Raw genomic sequence first — 15,819 nt, 5'->3', positions numbered from 1 at the left:
TTTTTCTGAACGTTTCTAAGATCCGTTTTGAATATTATCTTTTTTATGAGTATGTTTGCGACGGCTTTATTCTCCTTTGCCGCCAAAGAGGACTATAATTTTGCCTCTGCCGTAGGAATTAAGGATGTTGCTATGTTGTTTTTGCCGCGCTTTCGTCCGAAAAGCGCCGAGTTGTTGTTGGATTATTCTGTCGAGCGTTTGATTCGGGATATCGGCGCCGGTTTTACGGTGGCGGTGGTGGCTTTGCCGCTGGCAATGGCTTTTGCGATTGCTTCGGGCTTAAAGCCGGAGGCGGGAATTTTTACGGCGATTATCGCGGGTTTTCTGATTTCTCTGTTCGGCGGTTCGCGCGTGCAAATCGGCGGACCTGCCGGCGCCTTTATCGTGATTGTATACGGCATTGTGCAGCAGCACGGCGTCGGCGGTTTGCTGATTGCCACTTTCCTGAGCGGCGTGATGCTGTTTCTGATGGGCTGTTTGCGCATGGGGATTTTGATTAAGTTTATTCCCGTGGCGGTGATTATCGGCTTTACCAATGGGATTGCGGTCTTAATCGGCATGACGCAGATTAAGGATTTTCTCGGTTTGCGGATTAGCGAGATGCCGGCAGGTTTTTCCGCGCAAATTCGGGCATTATTTCAAGCCTTGCCCTCGTGGAATCCGCAGGCTTGCGCCACGGCGCTGACTTCGCTGGCGGTGATTATCGCTTGGCAGAAGATTATGAAAAGGCGGGTGAATCTGCCCGAGGCGGCGGGATTGCTGCCGCGCGTACAAGGGTCTTTGGCGCTGATTCCGGGCTCGATTATTGCTCTGATTTTTGCCACGTTGATGACGAAGAGTCTGCATTTGTCGGTGGAGACAATCGGTTCGCGCTTCGGCGGTATTCCGCAGGGTTTGCCGCAGTTCAGTTTGCCGCATATTTCTTGGACGGCGGTCGGCGCTTTATTGATGCCGGCTTTTACTTTGGCAATTTTGGGCGCGATTGAGTCTTTGCTCTGCGCGCGGGTGGCGGATAGTCTGATTAAGGATAAGCATGATTCCAATCAGGAGCTCTTAGCGCAGGGAATTGCCAATATGAGTATGCCTTTTTTCAGCGGTATGCCTGCTACCGGTACGATTGCACGCACGATTACCAATATTAAGAACGGCGGCAGCAGTCCGATTGCCGGCATGGTGCATGCCTTGGTGCTGCTTTTGGTGGTCTTGATTGCCGCGCCGCTGGCGCAATATATTCCGCTTGCCGCCTTGTCGGCGATTTTGATGTTTGTGGCTTGGAATATGGGCGAGTGGCGGGAATTTTTGCGTTTGCGCAGTTTCCGCCTGCCTTACCGCCTGACTTTATTGACGGTATTCGCGCTGACGGTAATTGTGGATGTGAGCGTGGCGGTGGAAGTGGGATTGCTTTTGGCTTGTCTGATTTTTATTTACCGCATTTCCAGTTTGACGATTGCCGAGCCGCTGACGGATGCGCCGCAGGATGTGCCGGCATATAAGCTGACCGGCGCACTCTTTTTCGCGGCGACGAAATTATTAGAGCGGATTGAGTATCAGCAGGGCAAGGCGATGGTCTTGGATTTTTCGGGCGTGATTTATATCGACAGTTCGGGCGCGGAAACTTTAGAGGAGTTATTGGAATTTTATCAGGAGCGCAATATGCCCCTGCTGATTTGCGGTTTGCGTCCGCAGCCGCAGGATATTCTCAGGCGCTGCGGTTTGATAGAGAAAGTGGGCGCGGAGAATCTTTTCCCCGACCGCCACAGCGCCTATCGGCATCTCATGTGAATCACAATAAGCCGTCAATAGCGGCGGCAATCTCGCTCATTTTCGATGAGTTATTCCGCTTTCAGCGCAATCCAGCATTCGTGATAATCGCATAAGCCGTAATCCGCATGCCGAGCGGTACAGAGATACTGGGCAATCACATGCGCAGCTTCGCCGTCGGCATCCGCCCATTCGAGCAGCGCCTCGAGATTATGGCGTCCGTCCCGCCCGAAACACAGCAACCCATGCAGATAAGGCATAGGTGCGGCATCGGCGGAGCGCAACAACAGCGGCAGAATGTTTGCCAAACTCGGCGTGGACAGCGGCTATGACTCCATCGGCGACCGCCCGATTGCCGACAACCTCGCCGCCCTGCTCAATGCGATGGACAGCAGCGACCAACTGCCCAAAACTATTCTTTACACCATTAATCCGCGCGACAACGCCCTGCTTGCCACCATGTGCGGCAACTTCCAAGAAGAAGGCATTCGCGGTAAAGTGCAATTCGGCTCCGGCTGGTGGTTTAACGACCAAAAAGCCAGCATGGAAGAACAACTGATGACCCATGCGCAAATGGGGATTTTATCCGTCTTTGTCGGCATGCTGACTGACAGCCGCAGCTTCCTCTCCTTCACAAGACATGAATATTTCCGCCGCATTCTATGCAATATGTTCGGCAACTGGGTGACACAAGGCGAACTCCCCGCCGATGAAAAACTGCTCGGCGAAATCATCCGCAATATTTGCTTTTATAATGCTAAGCAATATTTTGAAAACTAGAGAAAAAATAAAAAGGCTTCGCTCTGCGAAGCCTTTATTATCAACATAGTCAAATAATCTACTTGACTAATTTATTTATCAAATTTAATCATAACGTATTACGAGCTACAAGATAGCGCCGTTCGTTTTCCGACCACAGGCGCCGTTCCGACAAGAATTTATGATAGGAATCATAGATTTTCTTGCTCAAACTGTCGCGCGCGGCATTTACTCAATCACCTATTTAACGTTATGTTTTTATGAAAAATTACACTGTCAAAAACTGGAACCGCCCCTTCAGTTTGTGTCCAAAATGACGGCATACCGCCATTTTGAACGACAAGGCAACTGGCTCCGAATGGTTAACAGCCCCTAGGCCGATGCGCCGATGCCGATGGCCATCAGCAACACCGGCGAGGTCATCAGGCCGACAAGGGTCAGCACCCAGGCCAGAACATTAATACCGATACCGCCCATATTGCGGCTTTTGACTGCAAAAATCGTGCCGATCAGCGCCACAATCGCGGCCAACGGCACAAAGAGGATGCCGAGAAACAGGATTCCCAACACTGCCAGCACACAGGCGATAATCCCCGCCACGGTACCGCCCTTCGATTGAACATTCACATCCGTCATAAGCAAAGCTCCTTAGTAATGACATTAAAAAACCCATAAAAATGGAGCTATCATTATGACAAAAAAAAAAAAATACAAGTCAAGCGCTAAATTTATACCGCGGAAAAATGCAGCTTCCGCCTGCCGCGCCGCACTTCGTCGGCAAACCATTGTATGGCGGCAGCCAGTCCCGGATAGTTTTTCGGCTATGTCATGACCAATTTCCAATGAATGGCTTTATCTTGCGCCTTGGCAGCGCCTGCCGCGCCCAAGACGACAGCCGCACCGTCCGTTTTAAGCAGATGCCGTCTTTTCATACTGCCTCCTAAGCGATACGCGATTGTTCGAATTGGATGCGGTTTTTAGCGTATTCAACTTGACTGGCTTGGTAGCTTTGATAAGAGTCCACGATACGTTTTGCTATCGCACTTTTACCGGCAAAGGTTTCTAAGTATTTGGCGGTATTTTCTTTGAAAACTTTCAAGACGTCGGCAGGGAAATTGCGGATTTCGATCTTATGCTGCTCCTGCAAAACCTTAAGCGATTGACCGTTATTGTGCATAAAGGCGTTCATCATTCTTTGGTTTAAGGCCTGTGTCAGGTTTTCAATAATCGCTTTCAAATCTTCAGGCAGGCTGGCTAAGGCTTTTTCATTGAGCAAAATTTCTATCAGGCCGCAAGGCTCCTGCCAGCCGTTGTAATAAAATTTTGCCGCTTTGTGCAGACCGAATGCCAAATCATTCCAAGGGCTGACCCAGTCGGTCGCATCGATGACGCCGCTTTGCATGGAAGTGAAAATTTCCGAACCCGGCAAAGATGTCGGCGAAGCGCCCGCCATTTTATACACTTCGCCGCCGATGCCCGGCATACGGATTTTTAAGCCTTTCAAATCTTCAGGGCTGTTGATTTCCTTATTAAACCAGCCGCCCATCTGCATGGTGGTATTGCCGCCGATAAAAGGCACGACCCCGAAAGGCTTATACAATTCCGTCAGTAATTTGCGTCCCTCGCCTTCCAAGAACCAAGCGGTGGTTTCATCCGCCAGCATGCCGAAAGGCACTGATGAAAACATTTCCGCTTCCGGAATCTTGCCTTTCCAATAATACGGCGTGCTATGTCCCATTTCCGCCGTGCCTTCGCTGACCGCATTAAAGACCTCGAAAGCCGGCACCAATTCTCCCGCCCCGTATAGCGTGATATTCAAACGGCCGTTAGAGAGTTTTTTCGCCTCTTGCACGAACCAATCCATCGATGTTGCCAAGCCGGGGAAATTCTTCGGCCAAGCCATAACCAATTTCCAGTTGAACTTCTGCTCTTTCTCTTTTGCCTGTGCTGCGCCGGCGCCCAATGCTAAAGCAGCGGCACTAGTTGCGGTGAGTAATTGTCTGCGTTTCATATTATCCTCCTAGTGAAAAATGCGGATACTGCCACAGTCTTTACGGAGTGTCATGTATTTTTTCACACAAGATGCGATAATCTAGCACAAATTTTTAGCGGATTCTGCCATGCGTGTTTTTCTTCCTCTTCTTGCCTGCTGCCATATCGCGGCTTTTGCCCAAAACGCCCCTGCCCCTTCGACAGCGGCAGTCAATCCTTTGGAGCTGACCTCGCTCAGTCAAGAAAACAGCGGCAATAAGCCTGACGATATTCCTTTCGATGTCTTGAAAACCTTTGTCGATGTTTTTGACACGATTAAAAACAGCTATGTCGATCAAGTGGATAACCGAAGCCTTATCGAAGGCGCCATCCGCGGTATGCTCACGCGCCTTGACCCGCATTCCGCTTATATGAACGAAAGCGAATACCAAAGTTTTACCCAAAGCAGCGAAGGACAATATGCAGGACTGGGCATGGTATTGGACATCAAAGCCGGTTCGGCCAGCGTGATTTCCGCCATTGACGGATCGCCCGCCGCCAAAGCCGGTATTACTACAGGCGATATCATCAGCCAAGTGGACGGAAAAATCGTCGCCGAATTAAGCCTCTATGAAATCGACAATCTCTTAAGCGGCGAAATCGGCTCGACGGTCAATCTAACTATTGTGCGCGGCGACACCGTGCAGCAATTAAGCCTTGTGCGCGAACTCGTCCATGCCAACAGCGTTTCCTCGCGCATGCTCAATCTCGATTACGCCTATGTGCGCATCACCCAATTTCAAGAAGATACCGCCGAAGCCCTAGCCAAAGAAATCCAAGCTCTGCATGTGAAATACCAAGTCAAAGGCATGGTGCTGGATTTGCGCGATAATCCGGGCGGCATCTTCCAAAGCGCCATCGACAGCGCCGATTTGTTTCTCTCCCAAGGCATCATCGTCAGCATTCGCGGCAGAGATATTGATCAAGAAGAATTTATCGCCAATGAAGGCGATGCCTTAAATCATCTACCGATAGTCGTCATCGTCAACGGCGGCACCGCTTCTGCCGCAGAGATTCTCGCCGGCGCATTGCAAGACAACCAACGCGCCCTGATTATCGGACAGCAAACTTTCGGCAAAGGCACCGTGCAAAGCGTTGCTCCGCTCTATCACGGCGGCGCCGTCAAACTCACTACCGCCCGATATTACACCCCTTCAGGCACCAGTATCCAAGCCGCCGGCATCAGTCCGCAAGTCATCTTATCGCCGCTCAAAGTTAATCAACAACGCCAAAGCAACAATGACAGCGAGCGCAATCTGCCCAACCATTTACCCAATCAGCATAGCGCTGCAAAAATAGAGGGCAGCGCTTCGAACCATAATGCTGCCGCCAATCTTGCCGAACAAGATTTTGCACTATATGAAGCCCTAAATATCTTAACCACCATGAGTATTTTACAAAACACCGCATCTGCGACGTCCACAGAAGAAAACCTGCCGAAAAGCACGCCTTTTAGCAGCAGCAGCGAAGCCCATCCTGCAATACCGAGCATTCCCGCATCATGAAAAAATCGCCATTATATTCAAGTCAAAAATAATTATCATAAGCCCTCTTTTTAAAACCATTGGAGAAACCCATGAAAAAAGCGCTCTTAAGCAGTCTCGTATTTGCTGCCGCCTTGGCAAATGCCGCCGAATACAAACTTGACCCTGCACATGCCAATGCAGGATTCGGTATCGACCATTTCGGCACCAGCACCAACCGTGCCGCCATTCATAATTTAGAAGGCAGCATGGAATTTGATTCGGAAAGCAAAACCGGCAAAATCGATGTTACTCTACCGGTGAACAACATCAGCAGCGGCAATCAACATTTTGACGAGCATTTAAAAAGCGCGGATATTTTCGATGTGGAGCAATTCCCTGAAATCCGCTTCGTATCTGAGAAATTCAACGTAAAAGACGACAAATTAGAAAGCGTGGAAGGACAATTGACCATGAAAGGCAAAACCGCGCCGGTAACGCTGAAAGCGGAAAAATTCAATTGCTACGACAGCCCGATGGCAAAAACCCAAGTTTGCGGCGGCGATTTCACCGCTACTATCGACCGCAGCCAATGGGGCGTGGATTATCTGATTGACAAAGGCTTTGCCAAAGAAGTCGATATCGTGATTCAAATCGAAGCTCTGAAGCAATAAAAGATTTATCACTCTCGCAAAAAAAAGGCTGCTATAGTCTCTTCAGATTAAAATGATATGCCTTAAAACAACATATTGAAATATTTTTCAATATGTTGAAAATTTTTATTGCCTCAATTTAATCTGAAGAAGCTATATAAGCGGCCTTTTTTATCGCCTTATTAAAAAAAGCGGATTAGTGATGATGTCCGCCGACGCCGTGAATATGTCCGTGCGCAATCTCTTCTTCTGTCGCGGCGCGAATATCCACTATTTTCACCTCAAAAGTTAAGCTTTTACCTGCCAAAGGATGGTTGGCATCCACTCTGACCGTCTTATCGTCAACGGCAATGACCTGCACCAACATCGGCTGACCGTTTTCCGTCTGCGATTGGAACTGCATGCCCACTTCAATCGTATCGACCCCTTGGAAATACTCGCGCGGAATATCCTGCACGGCTTCTTGGTAATACTCCCCGTAAGCCTCTGCCGGCGCAACGGTTATTGTCAATTCATCGCCGACCGTCTTGCCTTCCAAAGCCTTTTCCAAACCGGGAATAATGTTGTGATGACCATGCAGATACACTAATGGTTCTTGCGTAGAAGCGTCCAACTGATTGCCTTGTTCATCGGTCAATCGATAATGAATGCTGACTGCACTGTTATGGGTGATTTGGCTCATTGAGGTTTCCTTATGTTATTTGCCGCAAATGCGGCGTAGAAAGGCTCTTGCCGTGTAAGCGCGACAAGAGCGGTAAACATTTATTGAATCGCACTGACACCTTGGCTTTGCAAGACATCGGCATCTTCATTGCGTCCGACGGCACGTAATGCGCGAATCAATTTTTCCAAAGCCGGCACAGATTTCTCACTATGCGGCATATTGCGTAAAAAAGTACCTAAATAACGCACGGCTTGTGGATAATCTTGTTTGCTGTAATTGGCATCGCCAATCCAATATTGCGCCAATGCAGCTTGTTCTCCTTGCGCCCCGCCGGCTAAAAAAGCTTCAAAACTGCGAATTGCGCCATCGATATCTCCTGCGCGGTATAATTGCAAGGCATTGTCATAGCTGACGCCATGCGCTTCGCTCACTACCGTTCCGGCAGAAACCCGCTGATACAGACTGCCTGTGCCGCTGGCATCTACCGCAATCACACCGGTGGGAATTCTGGCTTGTTTAGCTTCGGACAATTGCTGTTGCAAACCTGCATTTTCCGCGCGTAAATCCACGACTTGATTTTGTAATTGTTGGATTGTCGCCGTGCTTTGGTCTAGTTTTTCTTGCAAACCGGAGGAACAAGCGCCTAACAGCATGCTTGCCGCAAAAATGGAAATCTTCTTCATCGCTTAATCTTAATACACAATCACCGCACGGCGGTTTTTCGCATAGCAGCTTTCATTAGAGCAGAAATCCACCGGACGCTCTTCGCCATAGCTTAATACGCGCAACTGGGCAGGATTCACACCTTGCTCGATAAAGACATTGCGCACGGAATAGGCACGACGTTCGCCTAAGCCCAAATTGTATTCGCGGCTGCCGCGTTCGTCGGTATGCCCTTCCAGTACCACGCGCGTTTGCGGATTTTCGCGCAGATAACGGGCATGTTCTTGGACCACCGCCACAGAACGCGAATCCAATTGCGAACTGTCATAAGAGAAATAAATCACGCGGTCTTTCGCACCTGCCTGAGGCCCACCAACCACATTCACGCCGTAAGTCGGATCCTCATAGAAATCGCCGTAAGACGCTCTTTGATTAGTTTGGACATTACCGTAAATCGTACTTTTGCCCGGCACGGTGTAGCCGTCCGCACCATATACCGTTCCCCCTGCACCGTAAATTTCATTAGGAGGCGCATTGCCATAAGCATCCACGCCATAAGGTTTGGAACAACCCGCGATAATCAGCGCCGCACCGAAAATCAAGGTAGCAGATTTATTTAATTTCATGATTTCAATCCCTTAAAAAAGTCAAATTAACGTGAATAAGGTGCCCAAGCAGGATCACGCAAACGCCCGCCGGGATCGGAAAGGGTCTGCACGACCTCTCCTTTTAAATTAATTAATTTCAATACGCTGCGTCCACCTTCCATCGCAGTGTACATCAGCATTTCTCCATTAGGCGCAAAAGTCGAACCTTCGTCCAAACGACCGCTGGTCAAAGCACTGAAACGTCCGCTGCCTAATTCGTATAAACCGATTTGATAGCCGCCGCCGCTTTGGCGCGTCAAAGCCAAATATTGACCGTCGGGCGACAATTCCGCATTACTGCTGTAATTACTGCCGACGACTACGCGCTCCGCGCCGCCGCCATTGCGTCCCATACGATAAATTTGCGGACTGCCGGCACGATCGGAAGTGAAATAAATGCTGGCGCCGTCGGGCGAAAACGCCGGTTCGGTATCAATGCCGGCATGATTGGTCAAACGCTTTTGCGCGCCGCTGCCCACATCGACGAGAAAAATATCCATATTGCCTTCGCCGGTCGATAAAGACACCGCCAATTGGCTGCCGTCCGGCGACCATGCCGGCGCACTACTGGTGCTGTCGCTTTGCAAAACCACACGGCGACCGCCGCCTTCTGCGCTTTGAATCACAATTTGCGCTTGATAATCGGCATAAGTCATATAAGCCAATTGACGACCGTCCGGCGACCATGTCGGCGAAAGAATCGGCTGATCGCTTGAGGCGATTTCTTGGCGGTTGCCGCCGTCAATATCCGAGACCACCAAAGCATAACGCCGCGAATTACTTCCGCTTTGTTCCAATACATAGGCAATGCGGGTCGCAAATGCGCCGCGTTTGCCAGTCAAAACTTCCAAAATGCGGTCGGCAGTGGCATGCGCTACCATACGATTACTCGCGCCGCGCATCTCTTCATTCATGACCACCGCTTGATCGCCCACTTGATTCATCACGAATTGCGCTTGCCCGGCATTGCCTAGCAAACGCCCCAGAACCACATATTGCGCGCCTAATTGCGCAAACTGCCCGTAATCAATCTCGTTCGGCGAATTGGGGCGATTGCTAAAACGATCCGGCGCAATCGGCTGAAAATAGCCTGATTTAAACAAATCGCTGGCAATAATATAATCCATCTGCTCCTGATCTCCGGGCACAGGCACAATGGCAATCGGAATTGCCGCACGCCGTTGTGCCGCAGGAATATCGATGCTGACCTGTGCAAAGGAAAAACCGGCAGACAATGCGATTGCCCAAGCCAAAAGGTTGCGTCTTTTCATAGATAATCCTCAATCAACAAAATTAATGAGCGTTGAAAATACAAAGGGTGAAATTGTAGCAGTTTCTAGTACGCAAAGAAAAGCTTAGAAACGAAATTCCACTCCTTCCTCCACAATCATGTCAAGCAAACGGCTGTCTTTGGGCATCGGCAAAGGCGAGGCTTTTTTCACCGCATCCAAGACCGAAGCGTCATATAAAGGATTGCCGCTTTTCGCGCTGACGCGCGCTTTCAAGACTTTGCCGTTACGGTCAAGGCTAATCACGACCTTCGCGCTCAAACCGTCCGGCACATTCAAAGGCATGACCCAACGCCCCCAGACTTTCTCCTGCACGGCTGTCGTAAAGGCGGAAAACGCCAAATCGCGCGCCTGCTGTACCGCCGCCGAATTTGCCGCTCCCGACTGCGCCTGCGCATTTCCATCATAGCTGGACAATTCCAAAGCCGGTGCGCTAATCGCATCGAGCTTGGCTTTTTCTTCCGCCGCCTTGGCTTTTGCCTGCGCTTCTTTTGCCGCCTTAGCGGCTTTTTCCTGCTTTTCTTTGGCGATTTTTTCGGCTTTTTCTCTTGCCGCCTTTTCTGCCTTTTCTTTTGCCGCCTGCTCTTGTTTTTCCTTAGCGGCTTTCTCCGCGGCGGCTTTCTCCACGGCGATTTTCTCCGCCTTTTCTTTGGCGACTTTTTCTGCCTTGGCTTGGGCTAATTTTTCCGCTTTTTCCTGCTCTGCTTTTTCTTTCGCTGCTTTTTCCGCCGCCGCTTTTTCTGCTTTTTCTCGTGCCGCTCGCTCTTTGGCGGCTTTTTCGGCAGCCGCTTTCTCTGCTGCTGCTCGTTCCGCCGCCTTGCGTACTTCTTCCGCTTTGCGTTTTTCTTCGGCAATGCGGCGTTTCTCCGCCTCTTCGGCGCGGCGCTTCGCCTCTTGCTCGGCGCGAATCTTGGCTAAACGCTCTTCTTCAATTTCGCGTTTGCGGTTTTCGATATGGTCAAGACGCGCCTGCAAATCCTGCGCGCTGACCATCTGCGCATCCACCGCCGTGCCGCCGGCAGTCTTACTGTTATGATGAGAAAAATTCGGCAGCAGCACATCTTTTTGATACCAAATGCTGGCAGCGGTCAAACCTACGCTCAGCACCACGCCGAACACGCCCGCCGCATTTTCCGCCAAAGCCCGTTTTTCACTCGCTCTCATTGCTCGGCTCTTGAGGCAATTGGCTGCTTAAATTCACTTGCCGCGCACCGGCGGCGCGCAAATAATCCACACCTTTAATCACATGGGCATAATCCACCGCCGCATCGCCGCTCACATAGACATCTATTTCAGGATGCGCCTGCAAATAGTCGGCGGCTTGGCTTTGAATATCCGCTTCGCTCATCGCCGTCGTCGGCTGAGCGCTGATATTGAGATAATAACTGCCGGCGGCATCGACGGTAAGCACCAATGGCAAGGTCAAATCTTCGCTTTGTCCCTGCTCTTCGCTATTTTGCTCGGAAACCTCGGGCAGATTGATTTCCACTGAACGTTGCATCAGCGGCGCGGCAATCATAAAAATCACAAGCAGTACCAACATCACATCGATATAAGGCACAACGTTCATTTCTGCTTTCATGCGCTGGGCGCGAACACGGCGAGCCATGATTACCGCCGTTTCAAATGCGCGCGCAATTGCAACTGCTGACGCTGCAAAATATTGCTGAACTCTTCGCGAAAGGCGTCATATTCCACGATTTTCTTCTCAGACAATGCCATGTAAGCGTTATAGGATAAAACGGAAATAATCGCCGCCATCAAGCCGATTGCCGTAGCAATCAAGGCCTCGGCAATACCGGGGGCAACGCTGTTGATACTACTTTGCTGCGCCGCTCCCAAAGCCATAAAGGAATTCATAATCCCATAGACGGTACCCAGCAAACCGATATAAGGCGCAGAAGAAGCGAAAGTGGCTAAAATGCCTAAATATTTTTCCTGTTTCGCCGCTTCGCGGATAATTGTGGCTTCCATCGCGCGCTGACAGTTCTGCACGGCTTTATCAGACCCAATCAAATCCGATTCTAAAAACTGGCTAAACTCATAAAAACCATTCACAAAAACGCTTTCAATCCCTTCCGTGTCCTGCGTTTCATAATTGGCATAAATATTTTGCAAATTCGTGCCCGAATTCCAAAAAGCCTTCTCGAATTGCCGGGTTTTTCTATTCAGGCGTGAAAATAAGACCGCTTTTTTACAGGTAATAAAAATCGAGACAAGCATCATCAAGCACAAAATCAGCATGATGATTTTAACGAAAACACTAGCATCGCCAATTAACTGCATGATGGATAATTCATTTTGCAAGGGAAAACTCCTTCTCTAGTCTTGCGCGGCAGGCAGTGTAGCGCAAACCGCTCTCAGAAAAAATAGGTGCGGATTGCCGTTTGCTAAAGCTGCTCCGACAGCAAAAAATTTAATGATTGATTTGATTATATATTTTAATTCTCAACAGGATTTATCGTTAAATGCGGTCAATGCCTTATGCCGATATTGTGCAATATCTTGTTTTTAGTTAGCGTAATCGGGAATGAAATTGCCGCTAGGCTCGCATAGGATACGCCAGTCATATAAATCGCTTAACACTTGCGCCTGCATGATTTCTGCCGTCGAACCGCTTGCCGCAATTTTCCCCTGCTTCATCAGTACAACGAAATCGCTGTAATGCGCGGCAAGATTGATATCATGCAGCACCATAATTACGGCGGGTTTGGGTGCGGTCAATAAGCGCAGCTGCTTCATCAAATGATGCTGATGGCGGATATCCAAATGGTTGGTCGGCTCGTCCATAAGCAGAATTTCCGCTTCCTGCAATAAGGCGCGAACAATGGCTGCACGTTGTTTTTCTCCGCCCGACAAGTTTTCCAAACGCTTGTTTTTCAAGCCGTCCAATTCAAAAATTTCCAGCCATTGCATCGCTCGCTGCCGATTCGAGGCAGGGCTTTGCCGATACCAGACAAGGCGCGGATAATGCCCCATTAATACGTATTCTAAGACCGTCATCGGCAACTGAAAATTTTCATGCTGCCCGACCCAAGCGCACCGTCCTTGTTTTAAAGCCAGCCGAAAAGGTTCTCCGCGCCAAATAGTCGCGGGCGATTGCAAAAGTTGTCTTAACAGAGTGGATTTTCCTGCGCCGTTCGCACCGATAATGGCGCTGATGCAATGATCCGGAAAACGGATTGCCGGCACATCTAAAATAACTCTTGTTCCTTTGCTTATCCGACCATGAGAAAATTGTAGGGACATTATTCGCGCCCTCTGTCCATAATCAGCCACAAGAAAAAAGGCCCGCCCAAAATTGAAATCACAATCCCGACAGGAAAATCAACCGGATAGACTACCCAACGCGAAAAAGTATCTGCTATCAGTAAAAATACGGCTCCCCATAATGCCGACAAGGCAATCAGACGGCTGCGTCCGCCGCCAATCACTCGCGCCAACACATTGGGCACCATCATCCCCACAAAGCCGATAATGCCCCCTAAAGAAACCGCCGCTCCCGTCATCATCGAGGCGCCGACAATTGCTAAGGTACGCGTTTTGGCAACGGTAATACCCATCGTTTGCGCCGCCTCATCGCCCAGCAGCAAGCAATCCAGTTGCCGCCCAAGAATGATTAACAATAAGCCTCCCGCCGCAATAGCGCTGCCGGCATAGGTCAGAGAAACAAAACCGGCTTCAGCAAAGCTGCCCGCCAGCCATGTCATTGCGCCGCGCAAAGCCATATCATCCGACATAAATAAAATAAGACTTACCACAGCAGCGCATAAACTGCTCAACACAAAACCCAAAACGAGCAGACCATATTTGCCGCCGCCGACCCAGCGATGAAGAAACAACAATAATAAACAAACGCTTAAAGCGCCCAAAAATGCCGCCAGCGGCACACCGATACCGCTCCAGCCCATGGCAATCATGACGACGACACCGATTGCCGCGCCCCCCGAAGTGCCGATCAAACTCGGATCGGCAAGCGGATTTTCAAACAAGGCTTGCAAAGCCGAACCGCTGGCAGACAGAGCAGCGCCTACCAATAATGCCACGGTGATGCGCGGCAAACGGATTTGCAGCATAATCTCATCAACGTTCAGCGGATTTTGCCACGTTCCCTCCCCCACTCCGACACAGAAAAAAATCAAGGGCGCCAGTATCAGCAAGGGCAATAAAAAAGGTTTTAACATATTGTTATCATAAAATTACACAACATCAGCGTGCTAATTGATGCAGGTTTTGAATACTTTCGGGCGTATGCAAGCCATAACGCAAAAACTCATCGGAATGCCAAAAAACGATTTTGCCGTTTTTCGCCGCAGGACTGGCGGACAATTCAGGGCGGGCAGCCAGTTTTTCTGCTCCGCCGAGGATTTCTTCATTATGTTTGGCAATAATGACGATATCAGGCTTTGCCGCCAGCCATGCTTCCCGCGACAAAGGCTTAAACCCCTCCACGCCATCAGCCGCATTAATGCCGCCCGCCAATCGAATTAAGCTATCCGCCACCGTGCCGCGTCCGGCAACATAGCGTCCGTCATAGCTGAGTAGGTAACGTTTGCCGCTTGCCGGCTGCGCTTTTAAAGCGGTTTTGAATTGATGCGCCAAGACCGCCGCCTGTTCTTTTTTATCAATCAATTCTCCGATGCGGATAATGCTGTTTTGATAATCTTCAATCGTTTCATTCTCTTGCACGTTTTCCGCCACAATGCCGCTTTGTCTGAGATTGGCGTAAATATTGGGCGGCATCGCCATAAAACTGCCGATAACCACATCAGGTTTCTGCGCCATAATCGGCTCTACAGACAAAGTGCGGTAAAAACCAATCGTCTCTTTGCCCTGATAAAGCGGGTTATGGTTATGGTCATGCACGGCAACTACTTTATCTGCCGCTCCCAACGCAGCCACAATATCGGCGCTGTCAGGCGTCAGCAGCACAATCCGCTGTGCCCAAGTGATTTGAGCGAACGACAAGGCACAAAAAGCTAATACGACCATTTTCTTCATATCGTTACCGCGCAGCATTCCAATCAAAAGAACCAAATATAATCGGCATGCCGCATATCCATCTCACTGCCTTCCTCGGTCAGCAACAGCGTTTTCACACCATCCGAAAAGCCCGCATCCTGCAAAAACAAAGGAATGCCCAACTGCTTGGAAACATGAATATTTCCTGCAATCAGCCATGTCGGTTTGGGCGCATTCAATAAGACCGTGCTCATCTTAAAATCTTTATATTGCTGCAGCGAGACCAAATCTTGCGGACTGCCGTGATGCGTATCCATCAATTGAGCCAAGCTATCGCGCACCGCCGGATGACCGCTGCGCAGACCTTGAGGCATAAAGCGACTTTGATTTGCCAATTCTTGACGCGAAGGACTGCCTGCCAACAGCGGCGCTTTCTGCTCTAACAAAGCATAGATTAAGGATTGATATTGCGACCAATCCCAGCGCATATTCCAATTAATTTTCTCGGCTAAAGAACGCTTTCCCGTACTGCCGCCACTGTGCAAATAGGCTTGCATATCGCCTACAGCCTGCTGCTGCTCAGGCACCAACATTTCCAAAACCACACTGCCGTTTGCGCGCGCCTCCGCCGTCTGCCGCAACAGCCATTCCTGAGCGGCATGATGCGCCGCATTATCATGCTTCTCGCCGATCAATACGATTTGCGCCTGCGACAGTATCTGCACCAAGCGGCTCGGCGAAAGGCTTTGACCGCTTTGGGTATCGATAATCCGCCCCAAGGGTTCGGCACAGACCGACTGCAACACAATTGCAAACATTAAAACAAATTTTTTCATTATCTTCCTAGGTAAATCCATACAAGCCGTCCCTTGCAAAGCAATTCCGCATCCGCATCCATTCAAATCATCAGAATAAATAATTCTATAT

The 15,819-nt window shown here is 49.7% G+C and carries 17 protein-coding genes and 1 pseudogene; 4 read left to right on the top strand and 14 right to left on the bottom strand.

What is annotated here, in order from left to right; translation table 11 throughout:
• Positions 1 to 132 precede the first annotated feature (132 nt).
• On the top strand, positions 133 to 1,782 hold the full coding sequence (locus DYC63_RS06515; RefSeq protein WP_115219485.1) for a SulP family inorganic anion transporter: 1,650 nt from the start codon (positions 133 to 135) through the stop codon (positions 1,780 to 1,782).
• A 50-nt stretch (positions 1,783 to 1,832) separates the two neighbouring features.
• On the opposite strand, the gene DYC63_RS06510 is transcribed toward DYC63_RS06515, so the two are convergent.
• Entirely contained in the window at positions 1,833 to 2,069 is a 237-nt protein-coding gene (locus tag DYC63_RS06510) for a hypothetical protein (protein WP_147284940.1), read from the bottom strand.
• On the opposite strand from DYC63_RS06510, the pseudogene DYC63_RS06505 reads away from it, so the two are divergent.
• A pseudogene (locus DYC63_RS06505) lies at positions 2,035 to 2,541 on the top strand (glucuronate isomerase); the annotation flags it as partial. The gene DYC63_RS06510 and the pseudogene DYC63_RS06505 overlap by 35 nt on opposite strands.
• Positions 2,542 to 2,892: 351 nt before the next feature.
• Here DYC63_RS06505 and DYC63_RS06500 read toward each other — a convergent pair.
• Positions 2,893 to 3,156, bottom strand: coding sequence for a hypothetical protein (locus DYC63_RS06500; protein WP_115218483.1), 264 nt, complete (start codon positions 3,154 to 3,156; stop codon positions 2,893 to 2,895).
• Between the two features lie 304 nt (positions 3,157 to 3,460).
• Positions 3,461 to 4,531, bottom strand: coding sequence for a TRAP transporter substrate-binding protein (locus DYC63_RS06495; protein ID WP_115218482.1), 1,071 nt, complete (start codon positions 4,529 to 4,531; stop codon positions 3,461 to 3,463).
• A gap of 109 nt (positions 4,532 to 4,640) precedes the next feature.
• On the opposite strand from DYC63_RS06495, the gene DYC63_RS06490 reads away from it, so the two are divergent.
• Both DYC63_RS06490 and DYC63_RS06485 read left to right on the top strand, forming a co-directional pair.
• Positions 4,641 to 6,056 carry a S41 family peptidase gene (locus tag DYC63_RS06490; RefSeq protein ID WP_115218481.1) on the top strand — a complete coding sequence of 472 codons (1,416 nt, stop codon included), beginning with the start codon at positions 4,641 to 4,643 and terminating at the stop codon, positions 6,054 to 6,056.
• Between the two features lie 71 nt (positions 6,057 to 6,127).
• A complete protein-coding gene (locus DYC63_RS06485) occupies positions 6,128 to 6,688 on the top strand; it encodes a YceI family protein (protein ID WP_115218480.1) in 561 nt (186 codons plus the stop codon).
• 175 nt (positions 6,689 to 6,863) lie between these two features.
• Here DYC63_RS06485 and DYC63_RS06480 read toward each other — a convergent pair whose 3' ends face one another.
• The 11 genes from DYC63_RS06480 to DYC63_RS06430 all read right to left on the bottom strand — a co-directional run bounded on the left by DYC63_RS06480 (position 6,864) and on the right by DYC63_RS06430 (position 15,728).
• Positions 6,864 to 7,349, bottom strand: coding sequence for an FKBP-type peptidyl-prolyl cis-trans isomerase (locus DYC63_RS06480; protein WP_115218479.1), 486 nt, complete (start codon positions 7,347 to 7,349; stop codon positions 6,864 to 6,866).
• 80 nt (positions 7,350 to 7,429) lie between these two features.
• Entirely contained in the window at positions 7,430 to 8,014 is a 585-nt protein-coding gene (gene bamD / locus DYC63_RS06475; protein ID WP_115218478.1) for an outer membrane protein assembly factor BamD, read from the bottom strand.
• Positions 8,015 to 8,023: 9 nt separating this feature from the next.
• Positions 8,024 to 8,620 carry a peptidoglycan-associated lipoprotein Pal gene (pal, locus tag DYC63_RS06470; protein ID WP_115218477.1) on the bottom strand — a complete coding sequence of 199 codons (597 nt, stop codon included), beginning with the start codon at positions 8,618 to 8,620 and terminating at the stop codon, positions 8,024 to 8,026.
• Positions 8,621 to 8,646: 26 nt separating this feature from the next.
• On the bottom strand, positions 8,647 to 9,912 hold the full coding sequence (gene tolB, locus DYC63_RS06465) for a Tol-Pal system beta propeller repeat protein TolB (RefSeq protein ID WP_115218476.1): 1,266 nt from the start codon (positions 9,910 to 9,912) through the stop codon (positions 8,647 to 8,649).
• An 84-nt stretch (positions 9,913 to 9,996) separates the two neighbouring features.
• Positions 9,997 to 11,094 carry a cell envelope integrity protein TolA gene (tolA, locus tag DYC63_RS06460; protein WP_115218475.1) on the bottom strand — a complete coding sequence of 366 codons (1,098 nt, stop codon included), beginning with the start codon at positions 11,092 to 11,094 and terminating at the stop codon, positions 9,997 to 9,999.
• Entirely contained in the window at positions 11,081 to 11,539 is a 459-nt protein-coding gene (locus tag DYC63_RS06455) for an ExbD/TolR family protein (RefSeq protein ID WP_115218474.1), read from the bottom strand. Before DYC63_RS06455 ends, tolA begins: the two co-directional genes overlap by 14 nt.
• A gap of 2 nt (positions 11,540 to 11,541) precedes the next feature.
• Positions 11,542 to 12,237, bottom strand: a complete 696-nt coding sequence (locus tag DYC63_RS06450; protein WP_245888058.1) for a MotA/TolQ/ExbB proton channel family protein — start codon at positions 12,235 to 12,237, stop codon at positions 11,542 to 11,544.
• A 204-nt stretch (positions 12,238 to 12,441) separates the two neighbouring features.
• On the bottom strand, positions 12,442 to 13,179 hold the full coding sequence (locus DYC63_RS06445; protein ID WP_115218473.1) for an ABC transporter ATP-binding protein: 738 nt from the start codon (positions 13,177 to 13,179) through the stop codon (positions 12,442 to 12,444).
• Complete coding sequence (locus DYC63_RS06440; RefSeq protein ID WP_115218472.1) at positions 13,179 to 14,114, bottom strand: FecCD family ABC transporter permease; 936 nt, start codon at positions 14,112 to 14,114, stop codon at positions 13,179 to 13,181. The genes DYC63_RS06445 and DYC63_RS06440 overlap by 1 nt, the downstream gene beginning before the upstream one ends.
• A gap of 25 nt (positions 14,115 to 14,139) precedes the next feature.
• On the bottom strand, positions 14,140 to 14,931 hold the full coding sequence (locus tag DYC63_RS06435; RefSeq protein ID WP_115219483.1) for an ABC transporter substrate-binding protein: 792 nt from the start codon (positions 14,929 to 14,931) through the stop codon (positions 14,140 to 14,142).
• Between the two features lie 23 nt (positions 14,932 to 14,954).
• Positions 14,955 to 15,728 (bottom strand): ChaN family lipoprotein, encoded by a 774-nt coding sequence (locus tag DYC63_RS06430; protein WP_172459447.1) that lies wholly within the window; start codon positions 15,726 to 15,728, stop codon positions 14,955 to 14,957.
• Positions 15,729 to 15,819 lie beyond the last annotated feature (91 nt).

The organism is Suttonella indologenes (genome assembly GCF_900460215.1).
Classification (GTDB): Bacteria; Pseudomonadota; Gammaproteobacteria; order Cardiobacteriales; family Cardiobacteriaceae; genus Suttonella; species Suttonella indologenes.
Note: the sequence above shows the minus strand (reverse complement) of the source record. Positions and strands in the feature narration are given on the sequence as shown.